Origin of the sequence: Derxia lacustris (assembly GCF_002105195.1) — a bacterium.
Classification (GTDB): Bacteria; Pseudomonadota; Gammaproteobacteria; order Burkholderiales; family Burkholderiaceae_E; genus Derxia; species Derxia lacustris.
Genome location: NZ_MUHU01000025.1, coordinates 403405 through 426872, shown reverse-complemented (window position 1 = coordinate 426872; position 23468 = coordinate 403405). Strand labels below are relative to the sequence as shown.

At 67.9% G+C, this 23468-nt stretch carries 19 protein-coding genes; 12 read left to right on the top strand and 7 right to left on the bottom strand.

The features are described from left to right. Window positions 1-97: 97 nt before the first annotated feature. Window positions 98-1069, bottom strand: a complete 972-nt coding sequence (locus tag B9P64_RS17830) for a potassium channel beta subunit family protein (RefSeq protein ID WP_085317365.1) — start codon at window positions 1067-1069, stop codon at window positions 98-100. A gap of 231 nt (window positions 1070-1300) precedes the next feature. On the opposite strand from B9P64_RS17830, the gene B9P64_RS17825 reads away from it, so the two are divergent. The 5 genes from B9P64_RS17825 (at window position 1301) to B9P64_RS17805 (ending at window position 9544) form a co-directional block, all read left to right on the top strand. Continuing rightward, window positions 1301-4804 (top strand): pyruvate carboxylase, encoded by a 3504-nt coding sequence (locus tag B9P64_RS17825; protein WP_085317364.1) that lies wholly within the window; start codon window positions 1301-1303, stop codon window positions 4802-4804. A 226-nt stretch (window positions 4805-5030) separates the two neighbouring features. After that, window positions 5031-5600, top strand: coding sequence for a GTP cyclohydrolase I FolE (folE, locus tag B9P64_RS17820; RefSeq protein ID WP_085317362.1), 570 nt, complete (start codon window positions 5031-5033; stop codon window positions 5598-5600). 4 nt (window positions 5601-5604) lie between these two features. Next, window positions 5605-6036, top strand: a complete 432-nt coding sequence (locus B9P64_RS17815) for an acyl-CoA thioesterase (protein ID WP_085317360.1) — start codon at window positions 5605-5607, stop codon at window positions 6034-6036. A 90-nt stretch (window positions 6037-6126) separates the two neighbouring features. Next, on the top strand, window positions 6127-7275 hold the full coding sequence (locus tag B9P64_RS17810) for a PDDEXK nuclease domain-containing protein (RefSeq protein WP_085317359.1): 1149 nt from the start codon (window positions 6127-6129) through the stop codon (window positions 7273-7275). Between the two features lie 274 nt (window positions 7276-7549). Beyond that, window positions 7550-9544 carry a potassium transporter Kup gene (locus tag B9P64_RS17805; RefSeq protein ID WP_085317357.1) on the top strand — a complete coding sequence of 665 codons (1995 nt, stop codon included), beginning with the start codon at window positions 7550-7552 and terminating at the stop codon, window positions 9542-9544. A 105-nt stretch (window positions 9545-9649) separates the two neighbouring features. Here B9P64_RS17805 and B9P64_RS17800 read toward each other — a convergent pair whose 3' ends face one another. Then, complete coding sequence (locus B9P64_RS17800; protein ID WP_085317355.1) at window positions 9650-10237, bottom strand: rhomboid family intramembrane serine protease; 588 nt, start codon at window positions 10235-10237, stop codon at window positions 9650-9652. A 71-nt stretch (window positions 10238-10308) separates the two neighbouring features. Between B9P64_RS17800 and atzD the strand changes: the two genes are divergently transcribed. Then, entirely contained in the window at window positions 10309-11400 is a 1092-nt protein-coding gene (gene atzD, locus B9P64_RS17795) for a cyanuric acid amidohydrolase (protein WP_085317354.1), read from the top strand. 76 nt (window positions 11401-11476) lie between these two features. Beyond that, a complete protein-coding gene (locus B9P64_RS17790) occupies window positions 11477-12034 on the top strand; it encodes a hypothetical protein (RefSeq protein WP_085317352.1) in 558 nt (185 codons plus the stop codon). Between the two features lie 13 nt (window positions 12035-12047). On the opposite strand, the gene B9P64_RS29110 is transcribed toward B9P64_RS17790, so the two are convergent. Next, window positions 12048-13607 carry a methyl-accepting chemotaxis protein gene (locus B9P64_RS29110; protein WP_085317350.1) on the bottom strand — a complete coding sequence of 520 codons (1560 nt, stop codon included), beginning with the start codon at window positions 13605-13607 and terminating at the stop codon, window positions 12048-12050. Window positions 13608-13647: 40 nt separating this feature from the next. Here B9P64_RS29110 and B9P64_RS17780 point away from each other — a divergent pair, with 40 nt between their 5' ends. Beyond that, on the top strand, window positions 13648-14976 hold the full coding sequence (locus B9P64_RS17780; protein ID WP_176256867.1) for an SGNH/GDSL hydrolase family protein: 1329 nt from the start codon (window positions 13648-13650) through the stop codon (window positions 14974-14976). A gap of 210 nt (window positions 14977-15186) precedes the next feature. On the opposite strand, the gene B9P64_RS17775 is transcribed toward B9P64_RS17780, so the two are convergent. Beyond that, complete coding sequence (locus tag B9P64_RS17775) at window positions 15187-16359, bottom strand: cation diffusion facilitator family transporter (RefSeq protein WP_085317346.1); 1173 nt, start codon at window positions 16357-16359, stop codon at window positions 15187-15189. Between the two features lie 172 nt (window positions 16360-16531). Between B9P64_RS17775 and B9P64_RS17770 the strand changes: the two genes are divergently transcribed. From B9P64_RS17770 to B9P64_RS17760, 3 genes are all read left to right on the top strand, one after another. Continuing rightward, window positions 16532-16933: a hypothetical protein gene (locus B9P64_RS17770; RefSeq protein ID WP_085317344.1), complete on the top strand. Its 402-nt coding sequence runs from the start codon at window positions 16532-16534 to the stop codon at window positions 16931-16933. Then, complete coding sequence (locus B9P64_RS17765) at window positions 16930-17760, top strand: NAD-dependent protein deacetylase (protein WP_085317342.1); 831 nt, start codon at window positions 16930-16932, stop codon at window positions 17758-17760. The genes B9P64_RS17770 and B9P64_RS17765 overlap by 4 nt, the downstream gene beginning before the upstream one ends. Window positions 17761-17907: 147 nt before the next feature. Then, the gene (locus B9P64_RS17760) at window positions 17908-18303 is read left to right on the top strand and encodes an RcnB family protein (protein ID WP_139826366.1); all 396 of its coding nucleotides are present in this window, start codon (window positions 17908-17910) and stop codon (window positions 18301-18303) included. Window positions 18304-18630: 327 nt separating this feature from the next. Here B9P64_RS17760 and B9P64_RS17755 read toward each other — a convergent pair whose 3' ends face one another. Both B9P64_RS17755 and B9P64_RS17750 read right to left on the bottom strand, forming a co-directional pair. Continuing rightward, window positions 18631-19701 carry a TerC family protein gene (locus B9P64_RS17755; protein ID WP_085317338.1) on the bottom strand — a complete coding sequence of 357 codons (1071 nt, stop codon included), beginning with the start codon at window positions 19699-19701 and terminating at the stop codon, window positions 18631-18633. Window positions 19702-19716: 15 nt separating this feature from the next. Beyond that, window positions 19717-20409 (bottom strand): Bax inhibitor-1/YccA family protein, encoded by a 693-nt coding sequence (locus tag B9P64_RS17750; RefSeq protein WP_085317336.1) that lies wholly within the window; start codon window positions 20407-20409, stop codon window positions 19717-19719. A 143-nt stretch (window positions 20410-20552) separates the two neighbouring features. On the opposite strand from B9P64_RS17750, the gene nhaR reads away from it, so the two are divergent. Then, the gene (gene nhaR, locus B9P64_RS17745) at window positions 20553-21458 is read left to right on the top strand and encodes a transcriptional activator NhaR (RefSeq protein WP_085317334.1); all 906 of its coding nucleotides are present in this window, start codon (window positions 20553-20555) and stop codon (window positions 21456-21458) included. Between the two features lie 24 nt (window positions 21459-21482). Here nhaR and B9P64_RS17740 read toward each other — a convergent pair whose 3' ends face one another. Continuing rightward, window positions 21483-23330, bottom strand: a complete 1848-nt coding sequence (locus B9P64_RS17740) for a monovalent cation:proton antiporter-2 (CPA2) family protein (RefSeq protein ID WP_085317332.1) — start codon at window positions 23328-23330, stop codon at window positions 21483-21485. Between the last annotated feature and the right edge of the window lie 138 nt (window positions 23331-23468).

The window sequence follows — 23468 nt, the reverse complement described above, 5'->3', positions numbered from 1 at the left end:
CAGGGTTGATGCCCAGCTCCGGAAATCGAACGTCCGCGACCCCGGCGACGCGTTTTCGGGCGCCGGTACGTCGGTCGGCGGACGTACCGGCGCCGGCTCAGTCGGCCAGCCCGCCCGCGATCGCCTCGACCCGCGCGACCAGCTCGGGCGTGATGCGCGGCGCCACTTCCACCGCCTTCATGTTCTCGACCACCTGGGCCGCGCGGGACGCGCCGGTGATGACGCTGCTCACGTTCGGATTCTTGAGGCACCAGGCGATGGCGAATTGCGCCAGCGTGCAGCCCAGCTCCTGCGCCAGCGCTTCGAGCTTGCCGACCGCCTCGTTGCGCGCGGGATTGGTGAGCAGCTCGGCGAGCCAGTCGTAGCCGGCCAGCGCGCCGCGCGAGCCGGCCGGCACGCCGTTGCGGTACTTGCCCGTCAGCAGGCCCGAGGCCAGCGGGCTCCAGGTCGTCAGGCCGATGCCGATGTCTTCATACAGCCGGGCGTATTCCTGCTCGACCCGCTTGCGCGCGAACAGGTTGTATTGCGGCTGCTCGACCACCGGCTTGTGCAGGTGATGGCGCTCGGCCACGTCCCAGGCGGCGCGGATCTCGTCGGCGCTCCATTCGCTCGTGCCCCAGTACAGCGCCTGGCCGCGCTCGATCATGTCGTGGAAGGCCCAAACCGTTTCCTCGACGGGCGTGTGCGGATCGGGCCGGTGCGCATAGACCAGATCGACGAAGTCGAGCCCGAAGCGCTCCAGCGAGCGGTCCATCGCCTGCAACAGGTATTTGCGGTTGAGCGTGTTGCGCAGGTTGGGCGCGTCGTGCAGGCCCCAGAAGAACTTGGTGCTCACGATGTAGCTCTCGCGCGCCCAGCCGAGCTGGCGCAGCGCCTCGCCCATCACGCGCTCGCTTTCGCCGTGCGAATACACCTCGGCGTTGTCGAAGAAGTTCACGCCCGCGTCATGCGCGGCGGCCATGCATTCGAGCGCGGCGCCGGTATCGAGCTGATTGGCGTAAGTGACCCACGAGCCGAACGACAGCTCGCTGACTTGCAGGCCGGAACGGCCCAGACGTCGGTATTGCATGCGGTGTTCTCCCTGATGGCCGCGACGGCGGCGCTCGGCATCGGACCACGCCGCCCGCTTGTGGTGCAACCGGGCTTTCCGCAATCCGAATTACGGTGTGCAATTCCGCGATGCGGCATCAGTGGGCCATAACCCGGGCATTACCATTCGGAAAACACGTAGCCATACGGCTGCGCACTGCCCTCGGGCACTCGCCCGCGCACCCCCGCAACACCCCACCGGAGACGCCCATTGAACGCGCCCCAGACGCGACGTATCCAGTCGATCCTCGTCGCCAACCGCTCTGAAATCGCCATTCGCGTCATGCGCGCGGCGTCGGAACTCGGCATTCGCACGGTCGCCATCTACTCGCACGAAGACCGCTTCGCGCTGCATCGATTCAAGGCCGACCAGAGCTATCTGGTCGGCGAAGGCAAGAAGCCGCTCGCGGCCTATCTCGACATCGACGACATCATCCGCATCGCCAAGCTGGCCAAGGTCGATGCGATCCATCCCGGCTACGGCTTTCTGAGCGAGAACCCCGACTTCGCGCGCGCCTGCGCCGAGGCCGGGCTGATCTTCATCGGCCCGACGCCCGAGGTGATGACCACGCTCGGCAACAAGGTCGCGGCGCGCAATGCGGCGGTGGCCGCCGGCGTGCCGGTGATGCCCGCGACCGATCCGCTGCCGCTCGACATCGAGGGCGCGAAGGCGGCGGCGCTCGGCGTCGGCTATCCGGTGATGCTCAAGGCGAGCTGGGGCGGCGGCGGTCGCGGCATGCGCGTGATCGAGAACGAAGCCGATCTGGAGGCGCAGCTGCCCGTGGCGCGCCGCGAGGCTGCCGGCGCCTTCGGCAACGACGAGGTCTACCTGGAAAAGCTGGTGCGCCGCGCGCGCCACGTCGAAGTGCAGCTGCTCGGCGACAAGCACGGCAACCTGGTGCATCTGTTCGAGCGCGACTGCTCGGTGCAGCGGCGCAACCAGAAGGTGGTCGAGCGCGCGCCCGCGCCCTATCTGTCGCCCGAAAAGCGCGCCGCGCTCTGCGATGCCGCGCTCAAGCTCGGCCGCGCGGTCGGCTACACCCACGCCGGCACGGTCGAGTTCCTGATGGACGCCGATACCGACGAGTTCTATTTCATCGAGGTGAACCCGCGCGTGCAGGTCGAGCACACGGTGACCGAGGAAGTCACCGGCATCGACATCGTGCAGAGCCAGATCCGCGTGAGCGAAGGCGCGATGATCGGCGACCTCGTCGGCGTCGAGGGCCGCCCGCCCTGCCCGGTGCCGAAGCAGGAAGACATCCGCCTCAACGGCCATGCGCTGCAATGCCGCGTGACGACCGAAGACCCGGAAAACGGCTTCACGCCCGACTACGGCCGCATCACCGCCTATCGCAGCGCGGCCGGCTTCGGCCTGCGGCTCGACGGCGGCACGGCCTATCCGGGCGCGGTCATCACGCCCTACTACGACTCGCTGCTGGTGAAGGTGACGGCCTGGGCGCCGAGCGTGCGCGAGGCCATCACGCGCATGGACCGCGCGCTGCGCGAGTTCCGCATCCGTGGCGTGGCGACGAATCTGCAATTCGTCGAGAACGTCATCAACCATCCCGACTTCATCGCCGGCACGGTCATCACGCGCTTCATCGACAGCACGCCCGAGCTGTTCAAGTTCAAGAAGCGGCGCGACCGCGCGACCAAGGTGCTGGGCTACATCGGCCAGGTCATCGTCAACGGCCAGCCCGACATGAAGGGCCGCGCCAAGCCCGACCTGTCGCATGCCCACATCGTGCTGCCCAACCGCAGCGGCCTGCCCGGCAGCGACCTGACCATGCCGCCCGCACCGGGCACCCGCCAGCTGCTGGAAGACCTCGGCGCCAAGGGCTTCGCGCAATGGATGCTCGACGAGCCGCGCGTGCTGCTGACCGACACGACGATGCGCGATGCGCACCAGAGCCTGTTCGCGACCCGCATGCGCACCATCGACATGCTGCGCATCGCGCCCTACTACGCGCGGATGCTGCCGGGCCTGTTCTCGCTCGAATGCTGGGGCGGCGCCACCTTCGACGTGGCGATGCGCTTCCTCAAGGAAGACCCGTGGCAGCGCCTGACCCAGCTGCGCGCCGCCGTGCCGAACGTGCTGTTCCAGATGCTGCTGCGCGGCTCGAACGCGGTCGGCTACACCAACTATTCCGACAACGTGGTGCGCTACTTCGTGCAGCAGGCGGCGAAGGAAGGCATCGACGTGTTCCGCGTGTTCGACTCGCTGAACTGGGTGCGCAACATGCGCGTGTCCATCGACGCGGTGCTGGAGACCGGCAAGCTCTGCGAGGGCGCGGTCTGCTACACCGGCGACCTGTTCGACGGCACGCGCAAGTACAACCGTCAGTACTACGTGCGCATCGCCAAGGAATTGCAGGCCGCCGGCGTGCACATCCTCGGCATCAAGGACATGGCCGGCGTCGCGCGGCCGCGCGCCATCAAGGAGCTGGTGCGCATCCTCAAGGAAGAAACCGGGCTGCCGATCCACTTCCACACGCATGACACGAGCGGCGCGGCGGCCGCCTCGGTGCTGGCGGCGATCGAGGCCGGCGCCGACGCGGTCGACGGCGCGCTCGACTCGATGAGCGGCCTGACCTCGCAGCCCAATCTCGGCTCGATCGTCACCGCGCTCGAAGGCACGCCGATGGACCCGTGCCAGGACCTGAGCATCGACCGCGAATCGCTGCAAGCCATCAGCCATTACTGGGAAGGCGTGCGCAAGATCTACGCGCCGTTCGAGAGCGAAATCCGCTCCGGCACCAGCGATGTCTACAAGCACGAGATGCCCGGCGGCCAGTACACCAACCTGCGCGAGCAGGCCCGCAGCATGGGTCTGGAGCAGCGCTGGCCCGAGGTGTCGCAGGCCTATGCCGACGTCAACCGGCTGTTCGGCGACATCGTCAAGGTCACGCCCACCTCCAAGGTGGTCGGCGACATGGCGCTGTTCATGGTCGCCAACGATCTCAACTCGCGCTCGGTGCTCGACCCCAACCGCGAGATCGCCTTCCCCGACAGCGTGATCTCGCTGTTCAAGGGCGAGCTGGGCTTTCCGGCCGACGGCTTTCCGGCCGAAATCTCGCGCAAGGTGCTCAAGGCCGAGCCGCCGGCGGCCTATCGCCCGGGCGACACGCTGCCCGACGTGGACCTGGCCGCCGCGCGCAAGGATGCCGAGAAGGCCGCCGGCCGCCTGGTCAGCGACACCGACCTCGCCAGCTATCTGATGTACCCGAAGGTCTTCAAGGACTTCGCCGAGCATCAGCGCCAGTACGGCGACGTGAGCGTGCTGCCGAGCCCGACCTTCTTCTACGGCATGGCCGAGCGCGACGAGATTTCGGTCGACCTCGATCCGGGCAAGACGCTGGTCATCCGCATGCAGGGCACGGCCCAGGGTGAGGATGACGAGGGCACGAAGATCTTCTTCGAGCTGAACGGTCAGGCGCGCGTGCTCAAGGTCGACAAGGCCGGCGCGGCCAAGGCCAATCGCCATGTGCAGGCCGATCCGGCCAATCCGGCGCATGTGCCGGCGCCGATGCCCGGGATGATCGTGATGGTCGCGGTCAAGCCCGGCCAGACGGTGAAGGCCGGCGATCCGCTCGTCTCCATCGAGGCGATGAAGATGGAAACCCAGATCCGCGCCGACCGCGACGGCACGATCAAGGCCATCCATGTGAAGTCGGGCGAGACGGTGGCGGCACGCGACCTGCTGGTCGAGTACTGACGCGCGCCCCGGCTGCCGCGCAACTGCGTGGCGGCCGGCGCGGCCGGTGCAATGCCGGCCGCGCGATTCTTGTGCACTGCCGCATGCGCCCGGAGCCAATCCGGGTCATCGGCAAATTCAATCGGCAGCGCCGCCAACCGGCCGGTTCATCGAACCTTGCGGCCGGAATGACGGTCTAGACTCGCCCGATATGTCTGACACAAGTAATCCAAAGAAAGAGCGCGGGATGTCCCACGAAGAATTCTCCGAACAGGATTGGCGGCGCTTTCTGCGCAGCCTCGGCGAAGACCCTGACCGTCAGGGCCTGCTTGAAACCCCGCATCGCGCAGCCAAGGCCTGGAAGGACTGGACCGCCGGCTACGACATGAAGCCGGCCGACGTGCTCAAGGTGTTCGAGGACGGCGCCGAGGAATACAACGAGCTGATCGTGGTGCGGAACATTCCGGTCTACAGCCATTGCGAGCATCACCTTGCGCCCTTCTTCGGTACCGCATCCATCGGCTACACGCCCAAGGGCCACATCGTCGGGCTGAGCAAGCTGACGCGGCTGGTCGAATGCTTTGCGCGCCGGCTGCAGGTGCAGGAGCGGCTCACCATCCAGATCGCCAATGCGCTGATGGAGCATCTGCAACCGCGCGCGGTCGGCGTGGTCATCCGCTGCCGCCATCTGTGCATGGAAAGCCGCGGCATCCGCGCCTCGGGCGAGGAGACCGTCACCTCGGCACTGCTCGGCGAATTGCAGACCAATCTGGCGCTGCGCACCGAGTTCCTCAACCTAGTCAACACCAAGGGCTGAGGTCATGGCTGCCGCCGAGCTGGCCGACCGCGCGCGCTATGCGCACTGGGCGCGCGACACGCTGCGCTTCTCCGATACCGACAAGCTCGGCCACATCAACAATCTGGCCATCGCGGCCTATTGCGAGACCGGCCGGGCGCATTTCCTCACCGAGCTGATCGGTCCCGATCTGCGGCCGGCGCAGGGCGTGTTCGTGCTGGCGCGCTTTGCCATCGACTACCGCGCCGAGCTGCACTGGCCCGGCACCGCCGAGATCGGCACGGCGGTCGCGGCGCTCGGGCGCAGCTCGCTCACGCTGGCGCAGGCGGTGTTCGACGGTGAGCGCTGCGTGGCCACGGCCGAGAACGTGATGGTTCTGATCGACGTGGTCACGCGCAAGCCGGTGGCCATTGCCGACGAGCTGCGCGCGGCGCTGGCGCCGCTCGGGCTGCGCTGAGCGAGCGCGCCAAAGCTGGCGGTTACGATTTCAGGCGGCTCGGCGCCGCATGCGCCGGCTGCCCGCATCGATAGCCACGAAAGCCGTCACATGGCCCGCCCCAAGGCCGACAAGGCCCGCCAGGAAGAACCTCGCGAAACCCAGCGCTCGAAGGCCGCCGACAAGCTGCGCAAGCGCGTCGCGGATGCGGCGCCAGCCGATGCGGCGATCGACGCGCTGTACCGCGACATCCGCGAGCTGCTGGAGCAGGCGCGCGCCCGCGTGGTGGTGCAGGTGAACCAGGCGCTGGTGCTGAGCTACTGGCACATCGGCCGGGCCATCAAGCAAACCGTCGTGACCGAGGCGCGAGCCGACTATGGCGACGCCACCATGCAGAAGCTGGCCGACCGGCTGGTGCCGGAATTCGGCACCGGTTTCGGCCGCCGCAACCTGTTCCGCATGGTCAAGCTCTACCAGTGCTTCGACAGCCTGGAGATTGTGACGACGCTGTCGGCACAGTTGAGCTGGTCGCATCTGGTGGAGCTGCTGAAGGTGGACGACCCGACGCGGCGCGGCTTTTACGCCGAGCTGTGCGCGCGCTCGCGCTGGTCGGTGCGCACGCTGCGCGAGCGGATGGACAGCCTGCTGTTCGAGCGCACCGCGATTGCAAAACAGCCAGAAGAAGTCATCCGCCAGGAATTGGCCCAATTGGGCAAGGGCGACGACCCCAGCCCGGCGCTATTCCTGAAAGACCCGTATCTGCTGGACTTTCTGGATCTGAAAGACGGCTTTACCGAAAAGGACCTGGAAAGCGCCATTCTGGCCGAGCTGGAACGCTTCATTCTTGAACTGGGCAGCGACTTTGCCTTCATGGGCCGGCAGAAGCGCATTCAGGTGGGCGGGCATGACTATTACATCGACCTGCTGTTCTTTCACCGCCGGTTGCGCCGGCTGGTTCTGATCGAATTGAAGCTGGGCGAATTCAAGCCCGAGCACAAGGGCCAGGTGGAGCTGTATCTCAAATGGCTCGCCAAGCATGAACGGCAGCCGGGCGAGAATGCACCGATCGCCATCATCTTGTGCAGCGACAAGGATGCCGAGGTCGTGGAATTGATGGACTTGGAACCCGACGGGATTCATGTGGCCGAGTATTGGCTGCAATTGCCGGCGCAGGAAGTGTTGCGCGGGAAATTGCACAAGGCGCTGGTCGAGGCCCGGATGCGGCTGGAATTGCGCGGCATTGGCGCTCGAAACGAATGAGGCAGGCGGAAACGATTGCGGAAGCGCCGACGGCCTGACAGCACGGGCATGTTCTGGCGCTGCACCCCTCCCTCACCCCGCGCCGGCCTTTCTTTCCACTTCCGCTTGTCGCCCGCCGGCGCCTTCGCGCCGCGCGCAACGCCGGGCTGCCGGTCCTTGCCCTGCGGCAGACAATTCCTGTTTCCGACGCTGAAGCCGTAGCTGCTGCGCAGCACAATCGTCGACCGACCTCCGGCGGCGCACTTCGCCGGCGACAACAACAGGAGACTCATCCATGTCCGTTCCCGAACGCGGCACGCAAGCCGATACCGCCTGCGTCACCGCCTCCGACGGCAATCCCGTGCCCACGTTGTCGCAGGATCTGGCCTGCGCGCGCGCGGTCGAGGTGCATGAGCCGGCCGCCCACGGCGGCAAGCTCGGTCCGCTGCTGCTGGCGGCGCTCGGCGTGGTGTACGGCGACATCGGCACCAGCCCGCTCTATGCCTTCAAGGAATGCATGAATCCGGAGCACGGCATTGCGCTGACCGTGAACAACGTCTACGGCATCCTGAGTCTGCTGTTCTGGTCGGTGCTGCTAGTGGTGTCGGTGAAGTACGTGATCTTCGTGATGCGCGCCGACAACCGCGGCGAGGGCGGCGTGCTGGCGCTGGCGGCGCTGGCGCTGCGCGGTACCGAGGGGCATCCGCGCGCGCGCTGGTGGCTGTCGGTGCTGGGGCTGTTCGGCGCGGCCATGTTCTATGGCGACGGGATGATCACGCCGGCGATCTCGGTGCTGTCAGCCGTGGAAGGGCTGGAGGTGGTGACGCCGGCCTTCACGCGCTGGGTGCTGCCGATCACGCTGGTCATCATCGTGTTCCTGTTCGCGATCCAGAAGCACGGCACGGCGGTGATCGGCCGCTTCTTCGGGCCGGCGATGGTGCTGTGGTTCGGCGCGCTGGCGGTGATCGGCGTGGTCAACATCGTCGAGCATCCGGCGGTGCTGGCGGCGTTCGCGCCGTGGTACGCGATCGGCTTCTTCCAGGAACACGGCTTTGCGTCGATCGCGGTGCTGGGCTCGGTGTTCCTGGTGCTGACCGGCGCCGAGGCGCTGTATGCCGACATGGGCCATTTCGGCGCGCGGCCGATCCGCATCGCGTGGTTCGGCTTTGTCATGCCGGCGCTGCTCATCAACTACTTCGGCCAGGGCGCGCTGGTGCTCGAGCATCCCGAGGCGATCCGCAATCCGTTCTTCCTGTCGGTGCCGGAGTGGGCCACGCTGCCGCTGGTGCTGCTGTCGGGCTTTGCCACGGTGATCGCGTCGCAGGCGGTGATCTCGGGCGCGTTCTCGATGACGGCCCAGGCGATCAAGCTCGGCTATCTGCCGCGCATGCGGGTGCAGCACACCAATGAGCGCGAGATCGGCCAGATCTACGTGCCGCTGGTCAATCGCATGCTGCTGCTGAGCGTGATCGCGCTGGTGCTCATGTTCAAGACCTCGTCGGCGCTGGCCTCGGCCTACGGCATCGCGGTGGTCACGACGATGGTCATCACCACGGTGCTGGTCTATGTGGTGCTGCGCCGCGTGTGGGGCGTGCGCAAGCTGTATGCGCGCGGCATCGTGCTGATGTTCCTGGTGCTCGATCTGGCCTTCTTTGCCGCCAACGCGCTCAAGATCGGCGACGGCGGCTGGTTCCCGCTGGTCATCGGCACCATCGCCTTCACGGTGCTGTCCACCTGGGAGCGCGGCCGGCAAATCCTGTTCGAGCGGCTGCGCGAGCTGAGCATTCCGGTCGATGCCTTCGTCGGCGCCATCGCCGCCGGGCCGCCGCCGCGCGTGCAGGGCACGGCGGTGTTCATGACCAGCATCGGCGACGCGGTGCCGGCCGCGCTGCTGCACAACCTCAAGCACAACAAGGTGCTGCACGAGCGGGTGCTGCTGCTGACGGTGCGCATCCTCGACGTGCCGCACACGGTCGACGAGGAGCGCGTGCAGGTGGTCGAGCTGCCCGAGGGCTTCGCGCGGGTGGAAGCCTGCTACGGCTTCAAGGAAGACCCGGATGTCGACGAAATCATGCATGCCGCCGCCGCCCGGCTGGGCTTCTGCTACGAGCTGATGGACACGTCCTACTTCGTGTCACGCCAGACCGTGGTGCCGACCAACATGCCGGGCATGGCGCTGTGGCGCGAAAAGCTGTTTGCGTGGATGCAGTCGAACGCGGCGCTCGCGACCGACTTCTTCAAGATCCCGATCAACCGCGTGGTCGAGCTGGGCACGCAGATCGACATCTGAGCGCGGCGGGCGCCGGTGCAAGGCCGGCGCCACGGGCGGGCGCTTGCGCTGGCCCGCTCGCGCAAGGCGGCTGCAAGGCCGGCGCGGCCCGCCCGCGCGGCCGCTTCAGCGGCGCAGCCGCGTCGCCGCCCGCGCCCGCGCGCGCCAGCGCAGGATCAGCAGCCATGCGCCCAGCATGCCGCCCAGATGCGCGAAATGCGCGACGCCCTGGCTGGTGCCGGTCACGCCGAGCAGCAGCTCGATGCCCGCATAACCGGCCGCGAAGGTGCGCGCGCGCATGGGAATGGGCGGAAACAGCGGCACCACCTCGCGGTCGGGAAAGAACACCGCCCAGGCCAGCAGCAGCCCGAACACCCCGCCCGACGCGCCCACCGTCGGCACCAGCGAGCCGGTCAGCGCAAGAAAGATCAGTTGCGTGATCGCGGCGGCGACAACGCTCGTCAGATAGAGCACCCAGAAGCGCGCCGCGCCGAGCGCTTCCTCGATCTCGCGGCCGAACATCCACAGGCCCAGCATGTTGAAAGCGATGTGCGAGACGCCACCGTGCAGGAATGCGCTGGTCACGAGCTGCCACGGCAGGAATCCTGCTTCCAGCGGCCACAGGGCGAAGAGGTAAAGCATCAAGTCGCCACGCAGCTTCTGTACAAGGAAGACGACGACATTCACAACGATAAGCAAAGGAACGGCAGGCATGCGGGCGTTTGCGTCAGGAAGAGCGGCAGGCAAGAGGCCGGCGCGGCAATGCGGATCGCGCCGGGGTGAACATGCAAAGCATTGAAGTCGTGCGCATTCCCATGCGCGGGCCGGGCGATGTGACGGGCTTGGCGGAGCTTCTGGCGCGAGGAACGGTACGCGCGGACGAGATCCTAGCCATCCTGGGAAAGACCGAAGGCAACGGGCTGGTCAACGACTTCACCCGCGAGTACGCGGTGGAAACCGTGGCCACCCTGCTCGCCGACGCGATGCATGCGTCGCGGACCGACATCGCGCGGCGCATCGCCATCGTCATGTCGGGCGGCACCGAAGGCGTGCTGAGCCCGCACATGACGGTGTTTGCGCGGCGCTGGACCAGCAAGACCGCGCCCGCCGGCAAGCGGCTGGCGGTCGGCATCGGCAGCACGCGCGAGCTGCAGCCGCATGAAGTCGGCCGGATGGCGCAGATCCAGGTCACGGCCGAGGCGGTGCGCGCGGCCATCGCCGACGCCGGCATCGACGACACGGCCGACGTGCATTTCGTGCAGGTGAAATGCCCGCTGCTGCGCGTGGCCGACATCGAATCGGCGCGCAGCCTGGGCGAGAAGACCGTCACGCTCGAAACCCGCGAGTCGATGGCCTGGTCGCGCGGCGCCTCGGCGCTGGGCGTGGCCATCGCGCTCGGCGAGCTGCCCGAGGAAGCGGTGCGCGAGCGCGACGTGCTGGCGCACCGCACGCTGTATTCGTCGGTCGCGTCCTGCTCGGCCGGCAATGAGCAGAAGCATGTGAGCGTGATCGTGTTCGGCATGAGCCTCACCTCGGCCAGCCCCTACGCGATCGCGCACCGGGCCATGCGCGACCCGATCGATGCCGATGCGGTGCGCGGCGCGCTCGCCGACCTGGGCATCGCGCCGGCCGACGCCGCGCGCCGCGTGGTCAACGTGCTGGCCAAGGCCGAAGCCGATCCGACCGGCCATGTGCGCGGCGCGCGCCACACCATGCTGTCCGACGCCGACCTCGACGCCACCCGCCATGCGCGCGCGGCGGCCGGCGCGGTGATCGCGTCGGTGGTCGGGCAGACCACGCTCTACGTGTCGGGCGGCGCCGAGCATCAGGGGCCGCCGGGCGGCGGGCCGGTGGCGGTCATCGCCAAGGTGGACTGAGCGCGGCGTTCTGCCGCCGATGGGCGCGCGCGGGCGGCTGGCAGAATCGCGCCGCCGCCCACTCCCGCCCGCCGCCATGCAGTTGAAGCTCCCCGCCGTCGTCATCGACTGGCTCATCCGCCGTTCGCGCCGCTCGCCCTATCCCAACATCGGCAACTACATGGAACGCGGCTGGCTGCTGCGCTGCGACCGCAAGCGCGCCTGGCCGCCGTTCGGCGCGCGCATCCATCACGTCTTGCGCTCGGACCACGACCGCGCGCTGCACGACCATCCGTGGTGGAACGTCAGCTGGGTGCTGCGCGGCGGCTACTGGGAAGTGACGAGCGCGGCCGAAGGCAGCACCGGCGTGCTGCGGCCGGAGGCGGCGGTGCTGATCGAGCAGCTGGGCGCGCTCGATGCGGCGACCGGCGCGGCGCTGGCGCGGCAGGCGGCGGCGCTCGGCGTGTTCTGGCGCGGGCCGGGTGCGGTTGTGTTCCGGTCGGCAGCGACCGCGCACCGGCTGGTGGTGCCCAGCGGCGGCGAGGCGTGGTCGCTGTTCGTGATGGGGAAGAAAAGCCAGTGGTGGGGCTTCATCACGCCGGACGGAAAGATGTACTGGCGCGCCTACCTCAAACGGCACGGCCGCGAGGTGTGAATGACGGCGGCGCTCAGGCCAGCTTGAAGGTGTTGACCGTGCCGAGCAGATGCTGGGCCTGGTCGCGCAGGCTGGCGGTCGCCGCCGCGCTCTGCTCCACCAGCGCGGCGTTCTGCTGCGTGAGCTGATCGATCTCGCCGACCGAGGCATTCACGCCCCCAAGGCCACTCGACTGCGCCGCCGCCGCGCCGCGAATCTCGCCGATCAGCGCCGCGACGCGATCCACCTGCTCGACGATGCCGCTGATGGTGCCGCCGGTCCGGCTCACCAGCTGCACGCCACGGTCGATGGTGTCGGTGGTGTCGTTGATGAGCGAGTTGATCTCCTTCGCCGCCGACGTGCTGCGATGCGCCAGTGCGCGCACCTCGGCCGCCACCACCGCAAAGCCGCGCCCGTGCTCGCCGGCCCGTGCCGCCTCGACGGCCGCATTGAGCGCGAGGATGTTGGTCTGGAACGAAATGCCGTCGATGACCGAGGTGATGTCGCTGATGCGCCGGCTGGCCTCCTGGATCTGACGCATGCTGGCCACCACCGCCTCCACCTGACGGCCGCCCTCGCCGGCCACGCTGGTCGCCTCGGCCGAGAGCGTGTCGGCCCGGGCGGTCGCCTCGGCCGTCGCCGAAACCCGCTCGACCATCTCGTGGATGGTCGCCGACGTCTCTTCCAGGCTCGCGGCCTGGCGCTCGGTCCGCGTCGAAAGATCGAGCGTGCCCTGCGAGATTTCCGAGCTGGCTACCGACACGCCGCCCGCCACATTGCGGATCGTCGAAATGGTCTCGTGCAGGCTCGCGAGCATGCGCGACAGACTGGTGAGCATCGCCTCGACCTCGCGCGGCTCGCGCCCGCTGACCCGGGGCGGCCCGCTCGACAGGTCGTTGTCGGCGATCCGGCCCAGCAGCGCCGACACCTGGCGCAACGGCGCCAGCACCTGCCGGCCCGCCCCCACCCACAGCAGCAGCACCAGGGCCGCAAACACCGCCGCAAAGCCCACCAGCTGCCAGATGCCGCGGTGGAAATTGCGCTCCGCCTGGGCGTTGAGTTCCTTGGCCTGCGCCTCGCGATAGGCCAGCGAACTATCGAGCGCCTGCTCGAACTCGCGATCCAGCGCCGAGGTGTGCTCTTCGAGCGTGGTCATGTAGAGGAACAGATCGTTGTTGCGCATCGCGTCGAACAGCGGCGTCACGCCCAGATCGACGTACTTGCGATAACGCGCCATGTAGTCGTCTGCCAGCGCACGTTCGGCCGGATCGGTGGCTGTCGCGGCATAGGCCTGCGCGCTCGCCTGCGACTTGGTCATCTTGTCGGCGGCAAGGGCGATGGCCTCTTCGGCGCGCTGACCTTGCCCGGACGAGCGCAGCACCGACGCCTGCGCCAGCCACACCCGCGCGGTACGCGTGTGATTGATGGCATCGACGAGGTTGAGGACCACGCGGATTTCGCGGTTGACGCGATCGAGCGAGTCGTTGCTGTCGCGCAGCGCCGTCAGGCTGGAGACGGTGGCAAGGCCGAACAGCAACGACAACAGCCCGAGTGCAGAAGCGAGAAGCTGGCTTATCGAGGGCTTGAAACGCATGGCGGCACCGGAATGGGAGGCGAGTGGGTGGAGCCTCAAGATGCCCAAGATCCGATGCGCGGAATGCGTCGATGTCCGGCGGGAAAGCGGTGCAGATCGGCCGCCATCGCGTTCACGAATGCCGACAAATCCGAACCTGACTGAAATCGACTTGCGATGCGGAATTCGGGTACGAGATCGAGGATTGCCGTCGCTTTCGCGCAATTGCCCGTCGCATCCGCTTGCCTCGCCGGAGTTGGCCTCACCTACATTGACTCTGCTGCATGGCAATGCAGTCGCGCCAATCGGCCTTCAAGCCAATTGGGAGTCGAGCGATCGAATGGTCAACATCAACCAGCGGCGGGCGGGATCAATGTCGAAGACAAGTTTGCTGTTTTCCATCGTTGTTGGAATTTTGCTTGGCGGCTGCGGTGACGATTCTTCGCCACCCGCTTTCAGTCAGGTTGTCGCATTTGGCGACAGCTATTCCGATGCGGGCAATGCCAACGGTTCGCAAGCCATCTCGAAGTCCCTGCTTCAACCCATCGGACCGGTCGCTGTCGATGCCAGCCTCACTCAGGTCGAAACGCCGGACGAGACGCATTATTGGCAAGGTCATTGGTCGAACGGCGTGACTGCGGTCGAGAATTTGGCGACGCTGCTCAATGTTCCGCTGGTCGACTATGCCGTGGGCGGCGCCAAAAGCGATGCCGGCAACTATTACGCCTGGATGGACCCTTACATATCGACGGGCGTTCTGGGTCAGATCGACAGATTCAAGGGCGCATTGGCCAGCAATTCTGCCGATGCGAATGCGCTCTACGTGGTTTTCATTTCCGCCAACGACCTGTTCCAGCATGTGGACAGCAATATTGTCGATAGCAGCAGCACGCCGCTCACCACTGCCGCAGTCCAGGCGTTGGCGGATCAAAGCGTCGCCAACATCGAAACCGCCGTCCAAAAACTGAAGAATCTCGGCGCAATGCATGTGATGGTGGTCGGCTCCAGCGATCTGGGATTGCTGCCGTGGGCCAACTGGAAAAACTATCAGAGCCTGGCAGTGGAACCGGTCTCATTCGTCAGTGAAGCGAGCACTTTCCGGGATCGGATCAACAGTCGCTTGTCGGCTGAATTGGCACCGATTGCGCGCAATCTCGGCATCCAGATTCATTACTTCGATCACACTGCGGCAAGCACCCGGATTCGGTCGAATGCGGCAGCGAACGGATATCTCAATATCGTCGATGCATGCCAGCCGGGCGGCGCGACAGGCAATTTCACTGCGGCATGTGCCAATCCTGACAGCTATTACTTCTGGGATGAATACCATCCGACGCGGCGCACGCACAAGTTGATTGCCGATGAGATGCTGGCAACGCTGGCGCGGTAATCTTGGGAAGAATTTTTCAAGTACTGCATGATTGAAAGCGACTGACGCCCAATAAAGCGCGGTGAAGCCGTCGTTTCAGCATTATTGGGGCCGCAAGATCAGCGCCTTGAATGGCTCACCCGTTTTTCGGGCGGGCCATTGTTTTTTTGGCGGCAATCTCTTCCTGCCGTGACATGCATGGCCGTGCCGATTGTCGATATCGATTCAATCTCACGAATGCACCTGCAACACCTTGATCGCCACGAAATTCGCCGACTCCAGCACCCGGCCGCGCGCCATTTCCATCCGCGTTTCCAGCGTTTCCCTATTGCCAGCCGCAGCCGGCTTGAGAAACACATCGGCCCAGATCTTCCCTTCGAGATAGTGCAATTGCGTCTTCTCGATATCCACCGGCAGATCGCCGAGGCAATCCTTCAATTCGGCCAGCAATTGCTCGCGGCCGGGCAGTTTCACCACCGCGCCGTCGATCACGTCGTCTTCCGGGTCGATATGGATCGTGGCGTCGACCACGCCGTGCAATTTCAATAGCCGGTGGCGCGCGCTTTCGGCGATGTAATGGCCTTCGCTCACGCTGATGAGCGGGTCGACCAGCATGTGGGCATCGACGATCACGCGGTCGCCCATCTTGCGGGTGCGCAGGCGGTGCAGGTCGCGCGCGCCCGAGGTGGCGCGCAGGGTTTCGCGGATGGCGGCCACTTCCTCGGGCGAGGCGGCGCGGTCGGTCAGGTCGGCAATCGCGTGCCAGCCAAATTCCCAGGCCATGCGCACGATCATCACGCCGACGATGGCGGCGGCGAGCGGGTCGAGAAAGCGGTAGCCGGCCATCGAGCCGAGCACGCCCACGGTCACCACCAGCGACGAGGCGGCGTCGGAGCGCGCATGCCAGGCGTTGGCTTCGAGCATCGACGACTTCACGCGCCTGGCGGCGGCCAGCATGTAGCGGAACAGCAGTTCCTTGGACACCAGCGCCACCAGCGCGACGGCCACGGCGGCGGCGCCGGGCACATGCGCGGCATCGGGCGGCGGGCCGAACAGCCGGTGCACGCCGGCCCAGAGCATGCCGGCACCCACGGTAGCGAGCAGCAGCGACAGCGCGAGCGAGGCGGCGTTCTCGAAGCGCAGATGGCCGTAGGGATGGTCGTCGTCGGCCTCGCGGCGGCTGTGATGGTTGGCGAGCAGAACCACGAAGTCGGAGGCGAGGTCAGACAGCGAATGCACGCCGTCCGATACCAGCGCCGCCGAGTGCGCGAGCACGCCGATCAATATCTGCACGCTGGCGAGCACGACGTTGACGGCCACGCTCACGAGCGTGCTGCGCTGGGCGGTGCGGCGCACATCGTCGTCGTCGGGAAGGTGGGCGTGCGTGGGGAGTTCGGCGTGCATGGCTGGCCGCGTGCGGTTGGCTGGAAGAGGCGGAAATGGTAGCCCGCGAGCGGCGGCAGGACGGCGGGCATCGGCATGCGGCGATCAGCCGGGCGGTCGCCCTCCACCATGCGGGATGGGCGGAACGGCGGGCGCGCTATCGTCGCTGCGGTCCTGGGCGAGGGAGACGGAAATGCGGCAAGGCAGAACGGTGGGACGGGCGCAGGCGGTCGGCGACGCGGTGACGCGGCGGGCCGTGCAGGTGGCCGGCGCGGCGGCGCTGGCGGGCGCGCTGATCGGCACGGCGCTGGCGGCGGGCGCAGCCAAGCCGGCGCCGACCGAGGCGGCCGAGGTGGTCTCGACGCTGCCGGGCGCCAGCAGCAGCCGGCCCGGCGAGCAGCGGCTTTCCACCGCCGCCCAGCGGCAGGCCGGCGAAGCGCGGCTGGCGCGCGAGCTCGCCCGCCGGCGCGAACTCGACGAGCTGGCCGCGCGGCCGCAGCCGCCAATGGTGGTGGTGGTCGATCCGCGCGAGCGCGACCGTTCGCGCGAGCGGCCGCCGGCGCATCGCAACACGCCCGGCGCCGGCACGCCATGACGCTCGCCAGCAGCGAACTCGACCGGCTGCTCGACCGCTTCGCGCGCCATCCGCGCTGGCTGGTGCTGACCGGCGCCGGCATCAGCACCGAGTCGGGCATCCCCGATTACCGCGACGCCGGCGGCGCCTGGAAGCGCAAGCCGCCGGTCGATTTCCGCGACTTCATGGCGCGGCCCGAGGTGCGCGCGCGCTACTGGGCCCGCAGCGCCATCGGCTGGACGCTGATGCGCCGCGCCGAGCCCAATGTTGGTCATCGCGCGCTGGCCGCGCTGGAAGTCGCCGGGCGGCTGGAGCTGCTGGTCACGCAGAACGTCGACGGGCTGCATCAGGCCGCCGGCAGCGCGGCGGTGGTCGATCTGCACGGGCGCATCGACACGGTGGTGTGCATGGGCTGCCGCGAGCGCACGCCGCGCGCGCAGTTGCAGGCGCGGCTGGTGGCGGCCAATCCGGACTGGCTGGGCCTCGCGGCCGGCATCGCGCCCGACGGCGACGCCGATCTCGACGGCCACGACTTCTCGCGCTTTGCCGTGCCGGCCTGCGAGCGCTGCGGCGGCGTGCTCAAGCCCGACGTGGTGTTCTACGGCGAGAACGTGCCGCGCGAGCGCGTCGATGCAAGCTATGCCGCGCTCGCCGCCGCCGATGCGCTGCTGGTGGTCGGCTCGTCGCTGATGGTGTTCTCGGGCTTCCGGTTTGCGCGCGATGCGGCCCGGGCCGGCAAGCCGGTGCTGGCAATCAACCTCGGCGTCACGCGCGCCGACGACCTGCTCGCCGACAAGATCGCCCTGCCCTGCGGCGCGGCGCTGGCGGCCCTGGCCGGCGCCGGCTGAACCGCCGTCCGGCGCGCGCCGCGTTGCACGGGCCGCAAACGGTTGCAGCCAGAAATGTGCGCGCGCTTTCGCTTGCGTTTCGGACGCTCGCGGCAATCTGCGGCTGCCATGCTCGGCGCTCGTTCAACCCGCCTGCGAGACCACGAAATGACTTCCCTGCCCCGCCGCCGCCTGCTTGCCTTTGCGCTGGCCGGCCTTGCCCTGCCCGCCTTCGCCGACCCGCCCCACGGCCACGGCGGCGGCGAACATGGCGACGGCCGCGGCCCCGGCGGCAACGGCCCGCGCGGCCATGACGACCGGCGCGACTGGCATGACGACCACCGCAACTGGAGCGACGAAGAACGCCCGCGCGGACCCGAGCGGCGCGAATGGGCGCGCGGCGAGCACATGCCGCGCGGCACCCGCGTGGTCTATGTCGACGACTGGCGCGCCCGTGGCCTGCGCCGGCCGCCGCCCGGCCATCGCTGGGCGCGGGTCGACGGCCAATGGCTGCTGATCGCGGTGGCGACCGGCGTCATCGTCGACATCCTGCTGCACCAGTGATGCGCTTTCGATGCGCATGAAAAAGGCCCGACGCGTCGGGCCTTTGCATTGGTGGCGGGCGCTCAGAGCCCCATGCGCACGGCGCTTTCCACATAGCACTTGACCCAGAAGTCGAACATCGCGGTTGCGGGCCAGAACGGGTCGTAGACGGAAATCATGCTGTTCTCCTTGGGAGGCGCTCCGGGGCCGAAGCAGGTAGAGGCATGGTCCGCAAATGCGAAACGGCCCGGGGTCGGTCCCGGGCCGTTTCGCTTGTCGGCCGACGCCGCCTGTCTGCGGCATCCGGCGCCGACCTGGCAGCGCAGCTGTCCTACAACGCCGCCCGCCTCAGCTCGACGAGGCGGGGCGCGGCGTCGCCACCTGCGCTTCGGCCGCCTGCCGCGCCAGCAGTTCGCCGCCAGCCGAAATGGCCCGGGCGCTGTCCTCGTCGTCCACCGCCAGATGGCGCGTCTTGGTCAGCGACACCACCACGCCGCCAGCCAGAATCGCCAGCGTGATGCCGAGCGACAGCAGCGGCGGAATGTGGCCGATGAACTCGGCTGCCAGGATCTTGCCGCCCACGAACACCAGCACCAGCGCCAGCGCGTACTTCAGGTAGTCGAAGCGATGGATCATCGCCGCCAGCGCGAAGTACAGCGAGCGCAGGCCCAGGATCGCGAAGATGTTGCTCGTGTACACGAGGAACGGGTCGAGCGTGATGGCGAAGATCGCCGGCACGCTGTCCACCGCAAACACCAGATCGACCACCTCGATCACCACCACCGCCAGGAACAGCGGCGTGACCCACAGCACCGGCTTGCCACCGCCCTTGGGCGGCTGCCGCGTAAAGAAGTGGTTGCCGTGCAGCTTTTCGGTCACGCGCAGATGGCGCCGCAGCCAGCCGATCAGCTTGTTCTTCGCCATGTCGGGCTCATGCTCGGCGCCGAACCACATCTTGATGCCGGTAAAGATCAGGAAGGCACCGAAGAACCACATGATCCAGCCGAAGCGCTCGATGAGCGCCGCGCCGGCGCCGATCATCACCGCGCGCATCACGATGGCGCCCAGCACGCCCCAGAACAGCACCCGGTGCTGGTACTCGCGCGGGATGGCGAAGTAGCCGAACAGCATCGCGATCACGAAGACGTTGTCCATCGACAGCGACTTCTCGATCAGATAGCCGGTGGTGTACTCGATGGCGGCGGTCGAGCCCATCTGCCACCAGACCCAGCCGCCGAACGCGAGCGCGATGAAGATGTAGAACGCCGACATCTTCAGGCTCTCGCGCACGCCGATCGCATGGTCCTTGCGATTGAACAGGCCGAGGTCGAGCACCAGCAGCACGCCGACCACGGCCGCAAACACCAGCCATTGCCAGGCCGGATGGCCCATGAGGCTGGCAGCGAAAAAGGCATCCATCGCGGCGTCCGTCGCTCAGTCGTTGCTGTTCGCGAAGCCCAGCAGATGCATCAGGCTCGTGAACAGGTTGAAGATCGACACGAACAGGCTGACCGTCGCCATCACGTAGTTGGTCTCGCCACCCTTCACGATGTTGTTGGTCTCGAACACGATCATGCCGGCCATCAGCAGCACCACCACCGCCGACACCGTGAGCGCCAGCGCCGGGATGTCGAAGAAGATCGCGCCGAGGCTCGCCAGGATGGCGACGATCATGCCGGCGAACAGCATCTTGCCCATCGACGACAGGTCGCGCTTGGTGGTCAGGCCGATGGCCGACATGCCGAAGAAGATGGCCGCCGTCGCGCCGAGCGACATGGCGATCACCTCGGCGCCGCCGGGCAGCTTGAGCGTGTGGCTGAGCAGCGGCCCGAGCGTCCAGCCCATGAAGCCGGTGAGCGCAAACGTCAGGCCGACGCCGGCGCCGCTGTTGCGGAACTTGGTGATGGCGAACAGCAGGCCGTAGAAGCCGATCAGCGTGACGATCAGGCCCGGGCCGGGAATGCCCATCGCCGTGACGGTGCCGGCCACCAGCGCGCTGAACGCGAGGTTGGCGCCGAGCAGCGCATAGGTCTGGCGCAGCACCTTGCGGGCGGCGTCGGGGGTGACGGCGCCGTCGAACCAGGGACGGCTTTCGACGGTGGTCACGTTCGAGTTGCGGATGTCCATGACGGGCTCCTTTGTGGCTTGAAGGACAAAACAGCGGGAAGCCGCAGTCTCGGCCGGAAGCCGGAACCGAAAAATCAGCTTTCGACTGACTTTCATGTAGGTTTTTGCGAAGCTTGCGGTGAGTTCACACAGGAAATCCCGCAATGGCCGGCTTCAACTATCGCCACCTGCACTACTTCTGGGTCATCGCCAAGGAAGGCGGGATTGCGCGCGCGGCAGCGCGGTTGGGGCTGGCGGTGCAGACGGTGAGCGCGCAGCTGCGCACGCTGGAGGCCGATCTGGGTCAGGCGCTGTTCACGCAGGAAGGGCGCGGTCTGGCGCTGACCGAGGCCGGCCGCATCGCGCTCGACCATGCCGACCGCATCTTCCAGATCGGCGAGCAGATGGAGGAGGCGCTCGCGCATGCGGGCGGCGCGGGCGGGCTGCGGCTGTCGGTCGGCATTGCCGATTCGCTGCCCAAGCTGGTGGCGTTCCGGCTGCTGCAGGCGGTGATCGCGCCCGGCGCCGGCATCCGGCTGAGCTGCCATGAGGGTGAGTTCGAGGATTTGCTCGGCGATCTGGCGCTGCACAAGTTCGACGTGGTGCTGGCCGACCGGCCGGTGGCGCCGAACGCCAGTCTGCGGCTGTTCAACCATGCGCTCGGCGAGACCGGCATCGCCTGGTTCGGCACAGCCGAGCTGGCGGCGCAGTACGGCGCCGGCTTTCCGCACAGCCTGGATCGCGCGCCGGTGCTGCTGCCGACGCGCCACAGCCTGCTGCGGGCGCGGCTGGAGCAATGGTTCGAGAGCCTGGGCATCCGGCCGCGACTGGCCGGCGAGTTCGAGGACAGCGCGCTGCTGGCCACGTTTGCGCGCGGGGGCCTCGGGCTGTTTCCGGCGGCGGAGCTGGTGGCCGAAGACCTGGCCGAGCAGCACGCGCTGCTGCTGGTCGGCACGAGCCCGACGGTGCGCGAGCAGTTCTATGCGATCGCCGCCGAGCGCCGCATCAAGCATCCGGCGGTGGAGCTGATCTGTGCCGGCGCCGGCGCGGTGCTGAAGCCGGACGGCTGAGCGGCGACGCGTTCCGACGGGCCGTCAGGCCGCCGCCTTGCCGCCGCCCTCGCCGCCGGGCTTGAGATCGGCCACGCCGTGCGGCCGGCCATCGGCCTCGCGCAACTCGGCTTCGCGCTGGAGCTTCTCGTTCGACAGCAGCTCCTCCAGGTCGAGCCGGCCCTGCTCCACCAGCCCGAGCAGCGCCTTGCGGTCGTCGCGCACGGCAAAGCTGCGCTCCAGCATCTTGCGGTCGTAGCGCTCGAATTCGCGCACCACCTGATGCGCCGCCTGCCGCGCCATGCCCAGATGCATCAGCGATTCGGCCGCCGCCTCCAGGCTGGAATGGAAGGTTTCGCGCACCGACACGATGCCCAGCTCGCGGAAGGCATAGGCCTCGGTCCGGCTGCGCGCGCGCGCCACGATCGGCAGCGCCGGCCAGCGCTCGCGCAGCAGCCGGGCGACCTTGATCGCCGCGACCGGATCGTCGATGGCCAGCACGAACAGCCGCGCCTCGTCGATGCCGGCCTGGCGCAGCACGTCGAGCCGGGTCGCGTCGCCGTAGTAGCAGCGCCAGCCGAATTCGCGCATGACCTCGATCTGATCGGGATCGCGGTCGATCACCGTGGTCTCGACGCCGCGCGCATTGAGCACCCGCACCAGGATCTGCCCGAAGCGCCCGAAGCCGGCCACGATCACCGGCTTGCGCTCGTCGATCGGCTCGTTCTTGCCCGGCGCCAGCCGCCGGCGCAGGAAGCGGTCGGTCGCCACGAACAGCAGCGGCGTGGCCAGCATGGTCACCGCCACCACCGCATTGAGGATGTCGGTGCTGCGCGCCGAGAAGTTCTTCTGCGACTCGCCGATGCCGTAGATGACGAAGGCGAACTCGCCCACCTGCGACAGCGCCACGGCAAACAGCCCGGCATCGCGCGGCACCTGGCCGGCGCCGCGCGCCAGCCCGTACAGCAGCCCGAACTTGATTGCCACCACCAGCGCCGCCAGCCCGAAGACCAGCCCGGGCTGATTGGCCACGAGCCGCAGATCGACCGTCATGCCCACGGCGATGAAGAACAGCCCGAGCAGCAGCCCCTTGAACGGCTCGATGTCGAGTTGCAGCTCATGGCGGTATTCGCTGTCGGCCAGCAGCACGCCGGCCAGAAAGGTGCCGAGCGCCATCGACAGCCCGACCGCCTGCATCGCAATGGATACGCCGATGACGATCAGCAGCGCCAGCGCCACGAACAGCTCGCGCAGCCCGGTGCGCGCCACCGCCCGCATCACCGGGCGCAGCAGCGTGCGGCCGATGACGACGATGGCCACGATTGCGCCGAGCGCCGGCAACACCGCGCCGGCGCTGATGCGCGCGTGATGCCCGGGCGCCACCAGCGCCGCGATGAGGAAGACCGGAATCACCGCCAGATCCTGGAACAGCAGCACCGCGAACGACGCCTCGCCGCCCGGCGTGTCGCGCAGCCCGCGCTCCTCCAGCGAAGCCAGGCCGAGCGCGGTCGACGACATGGCCAGGCCCATGCCGATGATGAGCGCCTCGCGCCAGTCCACGCCAAACGCCAGCGCGCCGCCAAAGGCCAGTGCGGTGCTGCCCGCGACTTGCAGCCCGCCGAGCCCGAAGATCGGCCGGCGCAGCGCCCAGGCCCGCGCCGGCTCCAGCTCCAGCCCGATGAGGAACAGCAGCAGCACCACGCCGAACTCGGCGAAATCGAGCACCCGGTCGGGATCGCGCACCAGCCCGAGCGCCGACGGCCCGATCACGATGCCGGCGATCAGATAGCCGAGCACGGCTCCAAAGCCAAGCCGCTTGAACAGCGGCACGGCAACCACGGCGGCGGCGAGAAACACGCCGGACTGGACGAGATAGGCGGGGGCGGCGGACATGGCCGCGAGGTTACCGCCCAAGGGCGGCGGCAAGACGTCGCGGGGCCGAACGGAGGTAACCGCGCCGCCGCGGCGCCGGGCCGCGCTGTAACAAGCGCCTCAAGATTCTTTCCCGTTGGCCGGCGGCCGGCACAAGGC

Excerpts from the sequence above, each read along its gene's own strand:
- B9P64_RS17830 (WP_085317365.1), bottom strand. The coding sequence starts at position 1,069 with ATGCAATACCGACGTCTGGGCCGTTCCGGCCTGCAAGTCAGCGAGCTG.
- folE (WP_085317362.1), top strand. The coding sequence starts at position 5,031 with ATGTCCCACGAAGAATTCTCCGAACAGGATTGGCGGCGCTTTCTGCGC.
- B9P64_RS17815 (WP_085317360.1), top strand. The coding sequence starts at position 5,605 with ATGGCTGCCGCCGAGCTGGCCGACCGCGCGCGCTATGCGCACTGGGCG.
- B9P64_RS17810 (WP_085317359.1), top strand. The coding sequence starts at position 6,127 with ATGGCCCGCCCCAAGGCCGACAAGGCCCGCCAGGAAGAACCTCGCGAA.
- B9P64_RS17805 (WP_085317357.1), top strand. The coding sequence starts at position 7,550 with ATGTCCGTTCCCGAACGCGGCACGCAAGCCGATACCGCCTGCGTCACC.
- B9P64_RS17800 (WP_085317355.1), bottom strand. The coding sequence starts at position 10,237 with ATGCCTGCCGTTCCTTTGCTTATCGTTGTGAATGTCGTCGTCTTCCTT.
- atzD (WP_085317354.1), top strand. The coding sequence starts at position 10,309 with ATGCAAAGCATTGAAGTCGTGCGCATTCCCATGCGCGGGCCGGGCGAT.
- B9P64_RS17790 (WP_085317352.1), top strand. The coding sequence starts at position 11,477 with ATGCAGTTGAAGCTCCCCGCCGTCGTCATCGACTGGCTCATCCGCCGT.
- B9P64_RS29110 (WP_085317350.1), bottom strand. The coding sequence starts at position 13,607 with ATGCGTTTCAAGCCCTCGATAAGCCAGCTTCTCGCTTCTGCACTCGGG.
- B9P64_RS17780 (WP_176256867.1), top strand. The coding sequence starts at position 13,648 with ATGCCCAAGATCCGATGCGCGGAATGCGTCGATGTCCGGCGGGAAAGC.
- B9P64_RS17775 (WP_085317346.1), bottom strand. The coding sequence starts at position 16,359 with ATGCACGCCGAACTCCCCACGCACGCCCACCTTCCCGACGACGACGAT.
- B9P64_RS17770 (WP_085317344.1), top strand. The coding sequence starts at position 16,532 with ATGCGGCAAGGCAGAACGGTGGGACGGGCGCAGGCGGTCGGCGACGCG.
- B9P64_RS17765 (WP_085317342.1), top strand. The coding sequence starts at position 16,930 with ATGACGCTCGCCAGCAGCGAACTCGACCGGCTGCTCGACCGCTTCGCG.
- B9P64_RS17760 (WP_139826366.1), top strand. The coding sequence starts at position 17,908 with ATGACTTCCCTGCCCCGCCGCCGCCTGCTTGCCTTTGCGCTGGCCGGC.
- B9P64_RS17755 (WP_085317338.1), bottom strand. The coding sequence starts at position 19,701 with ATGGATGCCTTTTTCGCTGCCAGCCTCATGGGCCATCCGGCCTGGCAA.
- B9P64_RS17750 (WP_085317336.1), bottom strand. The coding sequence starts at position 20,409 with ATGGACATCCGCAACTCGAACGTGACCACCGTCGAAAGCCGTCCCTGG.
- nhaR (WP_085317334.1), top strand. The coding sequence starts at position 20,553 with ATGGCCGGCTTCAACTATCGCCACCTGCACTACTTCTGGGTCATCGCC.
- B9P64_RS17740 (WP_085317332.1), bottom strand. The coding sequence starts at position 23,330 with ATGTCCGCCGCCCCCGCCTATCTCGTCCAGTCCGGCGTGTTTCTCGCC.